The sequence below is a fragment of the Streptomyces sp. G45 genome, from assembly GCF_049542095.1.
In the GTDB taxonomy this organism is placed as follows: domain Bacteria; phylum Actinomycetota; class Actinomycetes; order Streptomycetales; family Streptomycetaceae; genus Streptomyces.
Map to the genome: position 1 here is coordinate 179,914 of NZ_JBMUZU010000001.1, position 13,645 is coordinate 193,558.

Sequence of the window (13,645 nt, forward strand, 5' to 3'; positions counted from 1 at the left end):
GAGGAATGCTTGTGGGCATGGACGCACTCCTCGCCGCCCTGGCCGACCCGGCGCGCTGGCGGCTCGTACGGCTGCTGGCCGAGCGGCCCCGCCCGGTCGGCGTACTCGCCCGGCTCGCCGAGGCGCGCCAGCCGCAGACGACCAAGCACCTCCAGACCCTCGAACGCGCGGGCATCGTCACCTCGCAGCGCGCTGGCCAGCGCCGCGTCTACGCCCTCAAGGCCGCCCCCCTGCGGGATCTGGCAGCCGCGCTGAACCAGCTCGCCGACGACGCGGACCGGGTCGACGGCTCGCACGCGACCTACGACCGGTACGGACTCAGTCTCCGCGCCGAGCGGTCGGCCGCGGCGGAGCCGGGCTGGGCCGACGGTCGCGCGTTCCGGTTCCACCGGTCGCTGGCGGGGCGCCCCGAGCTGGTCTGGCGCCACCTCACCGAGGCGCCCCTGCTGGCCCGCTGGTGGACGCCGGACGACCTGCGCGTCTCCGAGCTCGTCTTCGAGGCGCGCCCGGGCGGCCGGATCGTCCAGGAGTACCGCGACGCCGAGGACACCGACGGCTCCGACCCGGTCGTCGGCCGCGCGGAGGGCGTCGTCGAGGACGTGCGCCCCGGTGAGCGCCTCGGCTACCGCCTCTCTCCCGTGCTGCCGGACGGGAGCACCGCGTTCACCGCACGTGTCGACCTCGGCCTGACGCCGACCGGCACCGGCGGCACGGACCTCGACGTCCACTGGCGGCTCACGGACAGCACGGTCGGCTCCGCCGACTTCGTCGCGGGCATCGAGATCGGCTTCGGCCAGAGTCTCGACAAACTCGCCGCGGCCCTCGCCGCGGACCCGTACGACTCCAACAGCGCCGACAACACCGACCGCACCGACCGCACCGACCGCACCGACCGCACCGACACAGGGAGCACGACATGACCCGCTCGACCGGCCGCAGGGTGACGGCCAACCTGGCCCTCAGCCTCGATGGGCGCTACCACGGCCCCGGCGGGGCCCACGACTTCGGCGCGTTCGTCCCGTACGTGACCACCGACGTCGCACGCGACCACCTCACCCGCATCTGGGAGGGCGCCACGACGGCGCTGCTCGGCAGGGTCAACGCCGAGGGGTTCCTGGGGTTCTGGCCGTCGGTCGCCGCGGACGAGAACGCCGATCCGCGTGATCGCGGCTATGCGAAGTGGCTGGTCGACACGGAGAAGGTGGTCTTCTCGACCACCCTGGCCGAGGCGCCGTGGGAGCACAGCCGCGTGGTGAACGCCCCCGCCGCGGAGGTCGTCGCCGACCTCAAGGCCACCGGCGAGGGCGACATCCTCGTCAACAGCAGCGCCAGCGTCATCAAGCCGCTCCTCGCGGCCGACCTGCTGGACCGGCTCTACCTCATGGTCATTCCCGAGATCGTCGGCGGCGGGCAGCGGCTGTTCGACGACGGCCTGCCCGGCTCGAAGTGGAAGCTCACCCGCCAGGAGACCGGCGACCTGGGCGAGATCGCCCTCGTCTACGACCGCGTGCGCTGATCCCCTCGATCAGCGGGCGCGGCGACCGACCCGCAGGCCGAGGGCGGCGACCAGCGCGCACCGCGGGCCACGGCGGCGGAGCCGTTGCGTGACCCGCGGTGCGGCGGGCGGCGTTATGCCGTGGGCCTGCGGCGGCCGCCGCGGCGGCTGGAGGTGCGTGCTCCCGCGCTGTCCGTGCCGCCCGCAGGCGTGCGCCGACCGGAGCCGCGGGCAGCCCTGCCGGGGGCGGCGGTCGCCTTTCCGGCCACCGTCTTCTCCGCGGTCGCCTTACCCCCGGTGGCCTTGCCCCCGGTGGCCTTGCCCCCGGTGGCCTTGCCCGCCGTCGCGTTGCGCGCCGTCGCCTTTCCGGCGGCCTGGCCCGCCGCGGCTCCGCTGCCGCCGCCCTTTCCGCGGCGGCGGCCGGAGCGCCTGCTGGGCTTCTGGTCCGTGCGGGGCGCCTTCGGCGGCGCCGGGGGCTGGGGGACCTCGATGGTGACGGCCACGCCGGACGGCTCGCGGGCGCCGGTGATGGCGGCCAGCTCCGCGTCGCTGGACGTGACGCGGGCCGTCCGGGGGCGGATGCCCGCGTCCGACATGAGCCGGGTGACGTCCCGCTTCTGGTCGGGCAGCACCAGCGTGACCACACTGCCGGAACCTCCGGCGCGGGCGGTGCGGCCGCCGCGGTGGAGGTAGTCCTTGTGGTCGGTGGGCGGGTCGACGTTCACGACGAGGTCGAGGTCGTCGACGTGTATGCCCCGGGCGGCGACGTTGGTCGCCACCAGCGCGGTCACATGGCCGCTCTTGAACTGGTCCAGGGTGCGGTTGCGCTGCGGCTGGGAGCGGCCCCCGTGCAGCGCCGCGGCGCGGACGCCGACGGCCAGAAGGCGCTTGGCGAGGCGGTCGGCGCTCCTCTTGGTGTCGAGGAAGAGGATGACCCGGCCGTCGCGGGCGGCGATGCGCGTGGTGACGGCCTTCTTGTCGGTCTCGTCCTGGACGTGGAGCACGTGGTGCTCCATCGTCGTCACCGCTCCCGCGGACGGGTCCACGGAGTGCACCACCGGGTCGGTCAGGAACCGCTGCACCAGGCGGTCGATGTTGCGGTCCAGGGTCGCCGAGAAGAGCATGCGCTGCCCGTCGGGCCGCACCTGCTGGATCAGCTTGGTGATCTGCGGCAGGAAGCCCATGTCGGTCATCTGGTCGGCTTCGTCGAGCACGGTGATGCGTACGTCGCCGAGCGCGCAGTCCCCGCGCTCCACGAGGTCGTTGAGCCGACCGGGGGTCGCGACCAGCACCTCGGCGCCGCGCCGCAGCGTCGCGGCCTGCTTGGTGATCGACAGGCCGCCGACCACGGTGGCCAGGCGCAGGTTCACGGCGGTCGCGTAGGGGGTCAGCGCGTCCGTGACCTGCTGGGCGAGCTCGCGGGTGGGTACGAGGACCAGGGCCAGGGGCGCCGTGGGCTGCGCGCGCAGCCCGGCCGTGCGGGCCAGGAGGGCGAGCCCGAAGGCGAGGGTCTTGCCGGAGCCGGTGCGTCCGCGCCCCAGCAGGTCACGGCCCGCGAGCGAGTTGGGCAGCGTGGCGGCCTGAATGGGGAAGGGGGTGGTGACCCCCTGCGCGGTGAGCGTCTTCAGCAGCCCCGGAGGCATGTCCAGGGCGGCGAATTCCTCGACCGCGGGAAGAGCGGGTGTCGTGTTTTCCGGCAGCCGGAATTCCTGGGGCGACGACGTGGACGGCCGGGGCGGGGTGGCGCGCCGGTTCGACTTCTGGGGCCTGCGGGACACGCGGTGATGTGCCTTCCTGGAAAACAGCGCACACCGGGGTCCGCACCGTGACAGTGCGGACCCCGGTGAGTGGATACGCGGCTGGCGATCAGGCGGGGACGATGTTCTCCGCCTGCGGGCCCTTCTGGCCCTGCGTGACATCGAAGGAGACCCGCTGGCCGTCCTGGAGCTCACGGAAGCCCTGGGTCGCGATGTTCGAGTAGTGCGCGAAGACGTCGGGGCCGCCGCCGTCCTGCTCGATGAAGCCGAAGCCCTTTTCGGCGTTGAACCACTTCACGGTTCCCTGTGCCATGACATTTCTCCTTCAGTAGGCAAGCAGAGGCCCCATCCGGAGATGCCGGAAAAACAATAAATGCGCCTGAAGGGAAAGCATTCCTGTCAGGCGCACATAGGTTCATGGGTACCACAACTGCAACTTGAGAAGCCTATCAGAACTCGTGGCTCGTGGCAGGTTCCCATGACGCACATCACACGACAGCGCTGGCCGAGGTCTCCTGTCCGGCCTCACGGTGCCTGACCTGCCCTCTTGCCCCGCCCGATGGCCGCCGACAACCAACGGGCGATCTTCCGCGTCTTCTGTCCGTGAGCCTCAGGGCCCGTCCGTGTGCCTCGGGGCCCGCGAGTGGACATGCTCCAGCAGACCCCTGCCGCAGGGGACGCGCCCCGCCGCCACCGCCCCGGACACCGCCGTACGCGTCGGCCCGAAGGAGATGAACGTGCCCGACCTCCCCTGCACCCGCGTCGACGTACTGCGGCCGGACGGCGCGCGTCTCGCCCTCTATCTCCACGGCCCGCGCGACCCCGACCTCGTACTCGTCCTGGCCCACGGCTGGCAGGCCACGGCCGGGATCTGGGACAAGACCGTGGCAGGGCTCGGCCGCCCCGCACCCTCGTCGTCCGGTACGACCAGCGCGGGCACGGCGACTCCACCCCTGGCACCGCGCGGCCGACCATCGCGCTGCTGGCCGAGGACCTCAAGGCGATCATCGCCGCCACCGCCCCGGGGAACGTGCCGGTCGCCCTCGCCGGTCACTCCATGGGCGGCATGGCCGTCCTCGCCCTGGCCGCCGCCCACCCCCACCTGCTGGGCGACAAGGTCACCGGGGTCCTGCTGGCCTCCACCAGCGGCGGCGGCCTCGACCTCGCCTCCGCCGCCTATCCGCCGCGGACGCGCCTGGTCGGACTGTTGCGCCACGCCATGGCCCATGTGTGCCTTCGCGCTCCCGGCACCGCGCTGCGCCTGCACAACCTCTGGCGGCCGCGGCTGAGCACCCAGCCGCCCATGGACGTGGCCGCCGCGTGGTTCAAGGCGCTGATGCGGTACCAGGCGACCCAGCTGGACGTGTTGCGGCACGTGCCGGTGCACATTCTGGTCGGCGCCCTGGACCCGACCATTCCGCCCGCCCACTCCCATCTCCTGGCGGCCCGGATCCCCGGCGCCCGGCTGCATGTCGTTCCACGCGGCTGCCACCGCCTGCCGACCCGGCACTCCTCGAAGGTGATCACCGCGCTCGAACACGTCTGCGCCGACGCCCTCGCGCTCCCCGGCCCGCTCGGCGGCCGCACGCCGACGACGAGCCCTTCGCGACCGGCTCCCTCGCCTGACCGGTCCGGAGGGTCAGCGCATCAGGATGCCGCCGTTGATGTCGTAGGTGGCGCCGGTGATGAAGGCGCCGGTGTCGGCGGCGAGGAAAGCGACGACCGCGGCGACCTCCTCCGGTTCGGCGATGCGTCGCAGCGGGGTCTTCTCGGTCAGCTCGCGCAGCGTCTCGTCACTGACGGTGCCGACCATGGGGGTACGGATCATCGCGGGAGCCACCGCGTTGACCGTGACGTCGTACGGGGCGAGTTCGGCGGCGAAGTTCTTGGTCATGGCGAGCAGCCCGGCCTTCGAGATGCCGTAGTGCGCGCTGGTGCCGCGCGGGGTCTGCCCGGCGACGGAGGCCACGTTGACGACGCGGCCGGACCGTCGCCGCCGCATGCCCTCGGCCGCGCGCCGGGTGAGGAAGAACGCTGCCCGCAGGTTGACGGCGAAGACCTGGTCCCACTCGTCCGCTGCGATCTCCCACAGGGAACGGGCGGGCGCGATGGCCGCGTTGTTCACCAGGATGTCCACGGGGCCGAGACCGTCGACGGCGCGCTCGTGCGCCTCGTCCACGCCTCGCGGTGTCGCGAGGTCCACGGGGACGGCCAGGACGCGGCCAAGGTCCGCCGCCAGGCAGCGGAGTCCGTCCTCGTCCCGGTCGACCGCGGCGACCGACGCCCCGCGGTCGTGGAGGGCGCGGGCGACGGCGGCGCCGAGTCCGCGCCCCGCTCCGGTCACCAGCGCCGTGCGCCCGGCCAGGTCCTGCTGTGCTGCCATGCCTTGTGCTCCTGGGATGGTGTCGCGTTCCGTGCGGGGGTCAGCGGGTGGCGAAGAACAGCGGGCGGCCGACCTTCGCCTCGATGCGCAGATAGCGCCAGAGCCGGTGCGGGCCGACGCGGGTCTGCCGTACGAGGTCGCACACGCGCGCCACGGTGTCCAGGTCGGGGGCGTCCGCGAGGACGTACGACAGCCACGGCGACGAGGAGTCGTCACCCACCCTGAGCCGGTCGTCGTCCAGCGTCCCCAGCACGTGGATGCCGAACCGGCCCTCAAGGTCGTCGAACGCCTTGTGAAGCGCGGGCCCCACGGCGGCGGTCTCGTCGTCGGGGGCGTCGAAGTAGGTCCGGGTCACGCCGATCGTGAACAGCACGCGCAGCGGCGTCGGGAAGGCGGGCTCGACGGTGGACACAGCGGTCTCGGCGGTGGACACAGGGGTGCTGACCTCTTCCTGGCACGGTTCACTGTTGTTCGAAAAATTTCGCACCAGGTGAGCGTAGGGCAGACGGGGATGTTGTTCAAATATTCTCGAACCAGCTCCGGGCTATCCTGGCACCCGGCCACGCGGCGAGACAGCCGGGCCACGGAACGAGAGAGCCGAGCCGCGAGGCGGGGCGGCCGACGCGCCCAGCGGGACGCGGGGAGGAGGAGGCAGTGCCGAGCGAAGCCCCACAGTCACCCGCGGCGGGCCCGCAGGGCCCGGATCTGTCCGGCCCCGCCCCGGCGGACCTCGACATCTTCAGCGTCCTCCAGGCGCTGAGCGACCCCGTCCGGGCGCACATCGTCTGTCTCCTCGACGCCCGGGACACCGAGATCCCCATCGGTGGCTTCGGCCTGGCCCACCTGCCCAAGTCGAGCTGCTCCTACCACTTCAAGGTGCTCCGCGAGGCCGGGCTCATCGCCCAGCGCACTGCGGGCAACCGGCGGATGAACCGGCTCCGCAGGGCCGACCTGGAGCAGCGCTTCCCCGGCCTGCTGGACACCGTCCTGACCGCCTACCGCACCGCCGAGCGGTCCGAGGCCGAGCACCGGTAACGCACGGCCCGGTCACACCGTCATGGTCATCGTGGCGGGCGGCCGCGCCGAGGTGTTCGCCTTCCCGGACTCGTGCAGGCGGTGGGCTCCGTACACGATCAACGCCCAGAGCAGGCAGGCGAACGCGGCGGTGTGCAGCAGGGAGCGGACGATGTTCCAGACGATCCACTTGGTCTCGAAGTCCGCGCGGACCGCGGCCAGGTCCTTGATGTCGTCGGGGTCACCGGCGTCCGCCAACTGAACGTTCAGCGGGGCGTTGCCGACCAGGGTGACCAGGAAGGCCACCACGTACAGGACGAGCGCGGCGGTCAGCCAGGGCAGCGCGGCCCGGCCCTCCCCTCGCCGGGCGAGCACGACGGCCAGGCCGAGGAGGGGGATCGAGCCGAGGAAGGGGAGGATGAACACCGGGTTGAGGATGGCCATGTTGATGGTCTGCATCGTCTCGATGAGCGTGCGGTCGGACGACCGGGCCAGGCCGGGCATCACCGCGTAGGAGAAGGCCGCGAAAAGTCCCGCCATCAGCCCGGTGGAGAGGGTGGCGGCGAGCAGCGTGCCGGTCTGCAGGTTCTTCATGCTGCGTTCCTTTCGTGCCGGATGCCGGGTGCCAGGTGGCGGCGGTGCCAGTGGCGGTGGCAATGGCGGTGGCGGTGGGAGCGGCGTCGTGGGTGTGGTGGGGGGGTGTACGCGGTGCTCCTGCCGGGCCGTCCGGTCGGCGGCCCGGCGCCGGGCATGGTCTCGGGCGCCCGTGTCGCGGGGCGGTCACCGAGGGCCATGCCCGGCGCCTGGACGTCGCCGTCGGCCTCACCCGTGCTCGGTCAGAGGTCGAGGCCGAGCACGTCGGGCCGGGGCGCCAGCTTGTGCAGGATGGCGCGCGGGTCGGAGAGCAGATGGCGCGTGGCCAGGTCGAGCACTCCGATCACGCCCTCGAACCGGGCGACGGGGACTCCGTCGGGCGTGTGGAAGGGCTGGGTGAGTTCCATGAGCTTGCCCTGTCCCCCGCTGATGGCGCAGCCCACGTCCACCTCGTCACCGGCCCGCAGCTCGCGCTGGAACCGGATGGTGGCCTTGAGCAGCACCGGCCCGATGCCGGCCGCCCGCAGCACGTCGGGGGTGAGCCCGGCGGCGTGCAGGAACTCCCAGCGCGCGTGCTCCGCGTACTGCATGTACACGGCCTGGTTGAGGTGGCCCTGCTGGTCGAGTTCGTAGCCCCGCGTCTGGACGCGGACGGTGAAGTTGTCCTTCATGCGGACTCCCTCAGGCCCCGACCGGGTCGTCGAAGAGGATCCGCCAGGTGCCGTCCGGCTGCTGGCGGGACACCACGGTGCCCTTGCCGCTGAGGTCCATCGGCTCACCGGCCTCGTTCTTGCCCACGAGGTGCCAGTCGGCGTGCGTCATGGCGATGTCACCGCACCGCAGGGCGCTGGTCATGGTGATGGCGGCCGCCGATATGGCGGCGAACATCGGCTGCAGGGCCTCGGCGACGGCGTCGAGCCCCACCTTCTGGGTGCCGTCCGGCGGCGTGACGAGGATGCCGTCCGGCTCGTACAGGTCGAGCATGGCTTGCGGGTCGTTGGCGTTGAAGGCCGCGGCGATCAGGCCGGGGATGTCTTCCGGTCGTTGTGCGGGCATGGTCGGGTCTCCTTGGTGGAAGGGCGGGGGTGGTCTTGCGGCGCGTCAGTCGAAGATGCCCTGGCCCGGTGTGAGGATCGAGGCCGGGTCGTAGTAGAGCTTCAGGGCGCGCAGCACGGTCCAGCGGCTCCCGTAGTGGGCCCGCCAGTCGCTGCGGGTCATCGAGGGCACGGCGCCGACGAGGTAGCGCTTGGCGCCGAGTCCGACGGCCCGGTCGTAGAAGCGGCGGTTCTGCGCCAGCAGGCCGGGGACGTCGGGGTGGTTCGGGGCCGGGAACCGGATGAGGCTGACCTCGAAGAACTCGTTGGACCTGCGCCGGGGCAGGATGAAGTTGGGCCGGTTGAGGCGCCGGTCGTCCATCGGCGAGATCCGGACCGGGCCGGGTCCCATCTGGGTGGCGGTCAGCTCCCCGAGCACGGTGTCGAGGTAGGCGGGGGTGTTCTCGGGGCCGACGAACATCATGAGCCAGGGCTTCTTGGCGCCCCAGAACCCGGCGGCCTTGAGGGCCGCCCAGTCCGGGTCGAAGCGCAGCAGCCAGTCGCGGAACGACAGGTCGGCCGTGGGGCCCGCGGTGGCCTGCGGCGAGAGCACGGCCCGTACGGCGGCGACGTCGGGCTGGTCGGGCGCCGAGTAGAACAGGCCGAGGGCCAGGCGGTAGGTCCAGCCGCCCCCGGGGGCGGGCTCGGCGTAGCCGTTCTGGTCGTCGACCACACCGGCGCGCATGACGGCCATCGAGTCCCGCAGGAAGGCGGCCCGGTCGGTGTAGGTGAACTCCAGCGAGCGGGCGGTCGTCTTCGCCGGGATCAGCCGGAGACCGGCGCGCACGATGATGCCGTACTGCCCGGCGCCGACGAGGACGGCCTCGAACAGGGCGCGATTGTCGTCGCGGGAGCACCGGACCAGGTCGCCGTTGCCCGTGACCACCTGGAGCCACTCCACCTGGTCGGCCTGCGAGCCGTAGCGCTGGCTGGTGCCGCCGAGGCCGCCGACGCTCAGCGTGCCGCCGATCGACAGGTGGGCGAAGTCGTTGTAGACGGGCAGCGTCTGACCGGATTCCAGGGCGCGCAGGGCCAGCGTCGACCAGGTCACACCGGCGTCGACGTCGGCGATGCCCCGGGAGATGTCGTGGATCGAGCCGAGCGGCTTGGGGTCGATGGCGATGCCGCCGTCGACCAGGGCCTGCCCGTGGTGGGAGTGCGAGTGGCGGCCCTCGGTTCCGGTTCCGCTCTGGCCGTTGACGGCCACGGGGATCCGGTTGTCGCGGGCGTAGCGGACGACCTTCCTGATGTCGTCCACCGAACCAGGTGTCAGGACGGCCTTCGGCTTGCGCGTGAACAGGTGGCCGAAGTCCTCGGTGAACGCCGACGGGTCGGCGGGGAGGACGAGCGTTCCGTCGAGGGCGGGGACCCGCCTGATGCCTGACGTCGAACCGGGAGCGGTGGCCCATGCTCTGGTGGTGGGGTTCCAGCCCAGGACCGTCGCGCCCGCTCCGACGGCCAGGCCGGACAGGACCTTCCGGCGTGTCAACTCGGTATGCATGCCTCGTTGGTACGCCCGTGGACGCAAGGGGAGCGCAAGTCCGTCCCGTGCGCCCGCGTCCCGGCGCGGCGGCTTGGCCGGATGCCACGCACGGCCGCTCCGGCACGGGCGCGCTCGACGCCGAGGCGGCTGTGGGGCCTGACCTCGGCACGGGGGTTCGTACGGTCCGTCGCGGGCCGTCGGGAGGGCCCGCTACCGGCCGGTCACGGTCCGCGCGGGGGGTGCGCAACATGGCGCGAACGCGCGTCCGGCCGTCGGGCATCTGGCGGATGCCCGACGGCGGGACGCGCGCGTTCGTCCGTCGGTCGGCCCGCGGTGGCCACGGGTCCATGAACGGAGGCGTACAGCACCAGCGCCGTGCGCCTCCCCCTGCTACGCCACCGCCGGGCCGCTCCCGGCCCCCGCGGCCGAGCGTCGGCGGGTGGCCCCCGCCAGCGCTCGCGGCGACGGCACGCCGTCGGTGGCGAGGTCGTGGCCCTCGCACCACAGGGCCGCGGCGACCTGGAGGGTGGCACGCCGGTCGGGCCCACCGCCCGGCAGCATGGTCAGGACCGCGCTCCCCCGGCGCCCACCGCGGGCTGCCGCAGGGCCAGGGAGGACAGGACGCGGCCGGGACCGCACTCCACGAGCAGCCGGTCCCCGCCGTCGAGCAGCGCGGCCAGCGCGGGCCCGAAGTGGACGGTGTCGGCCAGCTGGCGGGCCCAGAAGCGCGCGCTGCCCGCCTCCCGCGCCGTGAGCGGCCGCCCGGTGTAACCGGACCGGACGGGGAAGCGGGCGGGGCGGGGCCGCGCGTCGAAGGCCCGCTCGGCCGCCGCGACGGCCGGTTCCATCGCGGGGCTGTGGAACGGGCTGGTGGCCGCCACGGGCCGCAGCGTCATCCCGTCGCGGGCCAGGCGGGCCGCCACGGCGGCCAGTTCGTCGCTCGGCCCGGCCAGCATCGTTCTCCGTACGGCGTTCACGGCCGCCACGGCGACCTGACCCGACAGGTACGGGGCGAGTTCGTCGGGGGACGCGGACACGGCGAGCATGCCGCCGGGCGGGACCGCCGCGGCGGCCCGCACCCGGCCGCGTACCACCGCGACGGCCTCGGTGACGGTGAACACCCCGGCCAGGGCCGCCGCCACGACCTCGCCCGCGCTGTGCCCGAGCACCTCGGTCGGCGTGACGCCCCAGCTCAGGAGCAGTCGGCCGAGGCCGTAGTCGACGGCGAACAGCAGGGGCTGGGCCCGGCGCGCGTCGTCGATGGGGACGGCCGCTTCGGCGCGGGCGGCGAACCAGTCGGCGCGGATCGCCTCGCCCTCGCTCTCCCACGCCTCAAGGACCTGGTCGACGGCCGCCCGGAACACGGGTTCCTCGCGGTACAGGCCGGTCGCCATCCCGTGGTGCTGGGAGCCCTGGCCGGGCAGCAGCAGCGCGACCGGCCGGGGCCCACCGGGCGGCACCCGCCGTACCGGGGCGGCCGCGAGGTCGTCGAGGGCGCGGGCCGCCGTCGTGACCACCGCGCCCCGCAGCGGCCCCGGGACCGGGCGGGGCGGGCGGGCCCCGGCGCGCAGCGCGTCGGCGACCCTGGCGCGGGCCGCGCGTTCGCCTGCCGGGTCCGCGCCCGCCCAGCGCAGCAGACGGGCCGCGCCGGGGGTGATGTCGGCGGCGGTCATGTGCAAGCCCCCTCAGGTGCGGAAGCCCCCCTCAGGTGAGGGAGATCCCGCCGTCGACGCTGAGCACCTGTCCCGTCACGTAGTCGTTGTCCAGGAAGACCCCGATGGCGGGTGCGACCTCCTCGGGGGTGGTCAGCCGGGGCACCGGCAGGTTCGCCGCGAGGTTCTGGCGGAACTTGTCGGTGGCGTTCGCCGTCATCCGCGTCTCCATGAACCCGGGTGAGATGGCGTTGACCGTCACTCCGCGGCGGCCGCACTCGGTGGCCAGGGTGCGGGTGAGCGCGATGACGCCGGACTTGGAGGCGGCGTACGCCGTCTGGCCGGACGTGGCGACCAGGGCCGACGGCGACACCACGTTGATGATCCGCCCCCACCGCCGCTTGACCATGGACGGCAGCACCACGCGGCACATGTGGAAGGTGCCCATCAGGTTGGTCTGGATGACCTCGCCCCACACCTCGGGCGACTGACCCATCATCAGGGCGTCCTTGCGCACGGCCGCGTTGCTCACGAGGATGTCGACCTCGCCGAGCTCCTCGACGACCCGGCGGTGCAGGGCGCTGACGTCGTCCCACCGGCCCACGTCGGCCTGGACGACGATCGAGTCGTTGGTCAGGCGCTCGCTGACCTCGCGGGCGCCGTCCGCGGCGCTGTTGTAGTGCAGGGCGACACGGCACCCGAGCCGGTCCAGCTCGACCGCGACGGCGGCGCCGAACCCTCCGGACGCGCCGGTCACGAGGGCGACGGGCTTCTCCGGGCGCTGCGCCGCGAAGGGGCGGGCGCCCACGGCGGGAGCGGTCATGAGGCCCACCCCACCGGCTCGCCCGCGCCCCACTCGATCAGCGCGGTGAGCCACACCATCCCGGCGCCGAACGCCGCGAACAGGATGCGGTCACCGCGCTGGATGCGCCCCTCGTCGAGGGCTTCGGCGAGGACGATCGGCATCGACGCCGCCCCCGTGTTGCCGTAGTACTCGATGTTGCTGAGCAGCCGCTCCTTGGGCAGCTGGCCGCGCTGGAGGATGGAGTCGATGATGCGCATGTTCGCCTGGTGCGGCAGCAGGTGGTCGATGTCGTCGGGCTTGAGGTTCGCCGCCTGGAGCGTCCGCTTCACCGAACCCACGGTGAACCGGACGGCGTTCAGGTAGATCTCGTTGCCCTTGATCTGCGCGTAGTGCTGCTTGTCGCGGAGCGTGGCCTCGCTCGCCGGGAGGCGGCTGCCACCGGCCGGGATCCTGAGGCTGTCGACCTTGGTGCCGTCGCAGCCCATGTCCCAGCCGCGCAGCCAGCTCCGGTCGTGGGGGGCCAGGACGACCGCCCCGGCGCCGTCCCCGATGAGCACGCCCAGGTCCCGGTCCTCGGGGTTGACGACCAGCGAGTGCGTGTCCGTCCCGATGAGCAGGATGGGGCGGGGGTCGATGGCCATCAGCCCGGCCGCGACCACGAAGCCGTACGCGAAGCTCGCGCACTCGGCGTTCACATCGTGGGCACCGCCCGCGGTGCCCAGCTCGCGCTGGACGAACGCGCACGTCGCCGGGGACGGCTGCTCGGGCGTGCCCGAGGCGAGGATGAGGTGCGAGATCTGGTCGGGCCGCAGCCCGGCGTGGTCGAGCGCCCGCCGACCGGCCTCCACGGCCAGCGAGGCGGTGGTCTCGCCCGGTCCGACGACGCGCCGCTCCCGGATGCCGGTGCGCTGCACGATCCAGTCGTCGTCGACGCCGAACCGGGCGGCGAGTTCGGCGTTGGTGAGCCGTCCTTCGGGCAGGTACTTGCCCCACCCGATGATGCCGATACCCGACATCCGTGGCTCCGCGGTCACTCGTCGCCGGTCGCGGAGGCGACCGGGACGGCGTCGTGGGCGGCGAGCAGCTGCTGGTGGACGCCGCGGAAGGTGACGGTGTCGTCGATGCTCTCGACGATGGTCTCGTCCACCCCGAGGTCCGGGTAGCGCTGCTGCATGTCGTAGACCCACTCCATGAGGTCGAGCGAGTCGACCCCGGAGGTGGTCAGCGGGGTGTCGGGGTCGAAGTCCTTGACCCGGCTCACGGCCACCAACCGGTCGACGGACACCTCGAGCGTGGGAAGCTGCATGGCTCACTCCTGGTCATCGTGAACAGCCTTTCGGCCCGACCGTACGAACGCCGGTGCAAGCG

16 protein-coding genes and 1 pseudogene are annotated in these 13,645 nt (G+C 73.1%); 4 read left to right on the top strand and 13 right to left on the bottom strand.

Annotated elements, in window-relative coordinates; translation table 11 throughout:
- Window positions 1–17: 17 nt before the first annotated feature.
- Both ACOBQU_RS00790 and ACOBQU_RS00795 read left to right on the top strand, forming a co-directional pair.
- Complete coding sequence (locus ACOBQU_RS00790; protein ID WP_423623651.1) at window positions 18–920, top strand: metalloregulator ArsR/SmtB family transcription factor; 903 nt, start codon at window positions 18–20, stop codon at window positions 918–920.
- A complete protein-coding gene (locus tag ACOBQU_RS00795; protein WP_423623653.1) occupies window positions 917–1,516 on the top strand; it encodes a dihydrofolate reductase family protein in 600 nt (199 codons plus the stop codon). The genes ACOBQU_RS00790 and ACOBQU_RS00795 overlap by 4 nt, the downstream gene beginning before the upstream one ends.
- 113 nt (window positions 1,517–1,629) lie before the next feature.
- On the opposite strand, the gene ACOBQU_RS00800 is transcribed toward ACOBQU_RS00795, so the two are convergent.
- Window positions 1,630–3,414: a DEAD/DEAH box helicase gene (locus ACOBQU_RS00800; RefSeq protein ID WP_423623654.1), complete on the bottom strand. Its 1,785-nt coding sequence runs from the start codon at window positions 3,412–3,414 to the stop codon at window positions 1,630–1,632.
- Window positions 3,362–3,565 (bottom strand): cold-shock protein, encoded by a 204-nt coding sequence (locus ACOBQU_RS00805; protein ID WP_240111487.1) that lies wholly within the window; start codon window positions 3,563–3,565, stop codon window positions 3,362–3,364. Before ACOBQU_RS00805 ends, ACOBQU_RS00800 begins: the two co-directional genes overlap by 53 nt.
- A gap of 336 nt (window positions 3,566–3,901) precedes the next feature.
- Between ACOBQU_RS00805 and ACOBQU_RS00810 the strand changes: the two are divergent.
- A pseudogene (locus ACOBQU_RS00810) lies at window positions 3,902–4,744 on the top strand (alpha/beta fold hydrolase); the annotation flags it as partial.
- 147 nt (window positions 4,745–4,891) lie between these two features.
- Here the strand turns inward: ACOBQU_RS00810 and ACOBQU_RS00815 are convergent.
- Entirely contained in the window at window positions 4,892–5,635 is a 744-nt protein-coding gene (locus tag ACOBQU_RS00815; RefSeq protein ID WP_423623657.1) for an SDR family NAD(P)-dependent oxidoreductase, read from the bottom strand.
- 40 nt (window positions 5,636–5,675) lie between these two features.
- Window positions 5,676–6,122: a hypothetical protein gene (locus ACOBQU_RS00820; protein WP_423623658.1), complete on the bottom strand. Its 447-nt coding sequence runs from the start codon at window positions 6,120–6,122 to the stop codon at window positions 5,676–5,678.
- Between the two features lie 167 nt (window positions 6,123–6,289).
- Between ACOBQU_RS00820 and ACOBQU_RS00825 the strand changes: the two genes are divergently transcribed.
- Window positions 6,290–6,670 carry an ArsR/SmtB family transcription factor gene (locus ACOBQU_RS00825; protein WP_423623660.1) on the top strand — a complete coding sequence of 127 codons (381 nt, stop codon included), beginning with the start codon at window positions 6,290–6,292 and terminating at the stop codon, window positions 6,668–6,670.
- Window positions 6,671–6,682: 12 nt separating this feature from the next.
- Here ACOBQU_RS00825 and ACOBQU_RS00830 read toward each other — a convergent pair whose 3' ends face one another.
- From ACOBQU_RS00830 to ACOBQU_RS00870, 9 genes are all read right to left on the bottom strand, one after another.
- Window positions 6,683–7,243, bottom strand: coding sequence for a DUF1772 domain-containing protein (locus ACOBQU_RS00830; protein WP_423623662.1), 561 nt, complete (start codon window positions 7,241–7,243; stop codon window positions 6,683–6,685).
- A 242-nt stretch (window positions 7,244–7,485) separates the two neighbouring features.
- Window positions 7,486–7,914 carry an acyl-CoA thioesterase gene (locus ACOBQU_RS00835; RefSeq protein ID WP_423623663.1) on the bottom strand — a complete coding sequence of 143 codons (429 nt, stop codon included), beginning with the start codon at window positions 7,912–7,914 and terminating at the stop codon, window positions 7,486–7,488.
- A 10-nt stretch (window positions 7,915–7,924) separates the two neighbouring features.
- Window positions 7,925–8,299, bottom strand: a complete 375-nt coding sequence (locus ACOBQU_RS00840; RefSeq protein ID WP_423623665.1) for a YybH family protein — start codon at window positions 8,297–8,299, stop codon at window positions 7,925–7,927.
- 45 nt (window positions 8,300–8,344) lie between these two features.
- Window positions 8,345–9,838 carry an FAD-binding protein gene (locus tag ACOBQU_RS00845; RefSeq protein ID WP_423623667.1) on the bottom strand — a complete coding sequence of 498 codons (1,494 nt, stop codon included), beginning with the start codon at window positions 9,836–9,838 and terminating at the stop codon, window positions 8,345–8,347.
- Between the two features lie 372 nt (window positions 9,839–10,210).
- Window positions 10,211–10,381, bottom strand: a complete 171-nt coding sequence (locus ACOBQU_RS00850) for a hypothetical protein (RefSeq protein ID WP_423623668.1) — start codon at window positions 10,379–10,381, stop codon at window positions 10,211–10,213.
- 2 nt (window positions 10,382–10,383) lie between these two features.
- A complete protein-coding gene (locus ACOBQU_RS00855) occupies window positions 10,384–11,493 on the bottom strand; it encodes an acyltransferase domain-containing protein (RefSeq protein WP_423623670.1) in 1,110 nt (369 codons plus the stop codon).
- 31 nt (window positions 11,494–11,524) lie between these two features.
- Entirely contained in the window at window positions 11,525–12,295 is a 771-nt protein-coding gene (locus ACOBQU_RS00860) for a 3-oxoacyl-ACP reductase family protein (protein ID WP_423623672.1), read from the bottom strand.
- Window positions 12,292–13,293 (bottom strand): 3-oxoacyl-ACP synthase III family protein, encoded by a 1,002-nt coding sequence (locus ACOBQU_RS00865; protein WP_423623673.1) that lies wholly within the window; start codon window positions 13,291–13,293, stop codon window positions 12,292–12,294. The genes ACOBQU_RS00860 and ACOBQU_RS00865 overlap by 4 nt, the downstream gene beginning before the upstream one ends.
- Window positions 13,294–13,307: 14 nt before the next feature.
- The gene (locus tag ACOBQU_RS00870) at window positions 13,308–13,583 is read right to left on the bottom strand and encodes a phosphopantetheine-binding protein (protein ID WP_423623674.1); all 276 of its coding nucleotides are present in this window, start codon (window positions 13,581–13,583) and stop codon (window positions 13,308–13,310) included.
- Window positions 13,584–13,645 lie beyond the last annotated feature (62 nt).

Bases quoted from the DNA above. Each gene is read 5' to 3' on its own strand.
- ACOBQU_RS00790 (WP_423623651.1), top strand. From the start codon at position 18: ATGGACGCACTCCTCGCCGCCCTGGCCGACCCGGCGCGCTGGCGGCTC.
- ACOBQU_RS00795 (WP_423623653.1), top strand. From the start codon at position 917: ATGACCCGCTCGACCGGCCGCAGGGTGACGGCCAACCTGGCCCTCAGC.
- ACOBQU_RS00800 (WP_423623654.1), bottom strand. From the start codon at position 3,414: ATGTCACGCAGGGCCAGAAGGGCCCGCAGGCGGAGAACATCGTCCCCG.
- ACOBQU_RS00805 (WP_240111487.1), bottom strand. From the start codon at position 3,565: ATGGCACAGGGAACCGTGAAGTGGTTCAACGCCGAAAAGGGCTTCGGC.
- ACOBQU_RS00815 (WP_423623657.1), bottom strand. From the start codon at position 5,635: ATGGCAGCACAGCAGGACCTGGCCGGGCGCACGGCGCTGGTGACCGGA.
- ACOBQU_RS00830 (WP_423623662.1), bottom strand. From the start codon at position 7,243: ATGAAGAACCTGCAGACCGGCACGCTGCTCGCCGCCACCCTCTCCACC.
- ACOBQU_RS00835 (WP_423623663.1), bottom strand. From the start codon at position 7,914: ATGAAGGACAACTTCACCGTCCGCGTCCAGACGCGGGGCTACGAACTC.
- ACOBQU_RS00840 (WP_423623665.1), bottom strand. From the start codon at position 8,299: ATGCCCGCACAACGACCGGAAGACATCCCCGGCCTGATCGCCGCGGCC.
- ACOBQU_RS00845 (WP_423623667.1), bottom strand. From the start codon at position 9,838: ATGCATACCGAGTTGACACGCCGGAAGGTCCTGTCCGGCCTGGCCGTC.
- ACOBQU_RS00850 (WP_423623668.1), bottom strand. From the start codon at position 10,381: ATGCTGCCGGGCGGTGGGCCCGACCGGCGTGCCACCCTCCAGGTCGCC.
- ACOBQU_RS00855 (WP_423623670.1), bottom strand. From the start codon at position 11,493: ATGACCGCCGCCGACATCACCCCCGGCGCGGCCCGTCTGCTGCGCTGG.
- ACOBQU_RS00860 (WP_423623672.1), bottom strand. From the start codon at position 12,295: ATGACCGCTCCCGCCGTGGGCGCCCGCCCCTTCGCGGCGCAGCGCCCG.
- ACOBQU_RS00865 (WP_423623673.1), bottom strand. From the start codon at position 13,293: ATGTCGGGTATCGGCATCATCGGGTGGGGCAAGTACCTGCCCGAAGGA.
- ACOBQU_RS00870 (WP_423623674.1), bottom strand. From the start codon at position 13,583: ATGCAGCTTCCCACGCTCGAGGTGTCCGTCGACCGGTTGGTGGCCGTG.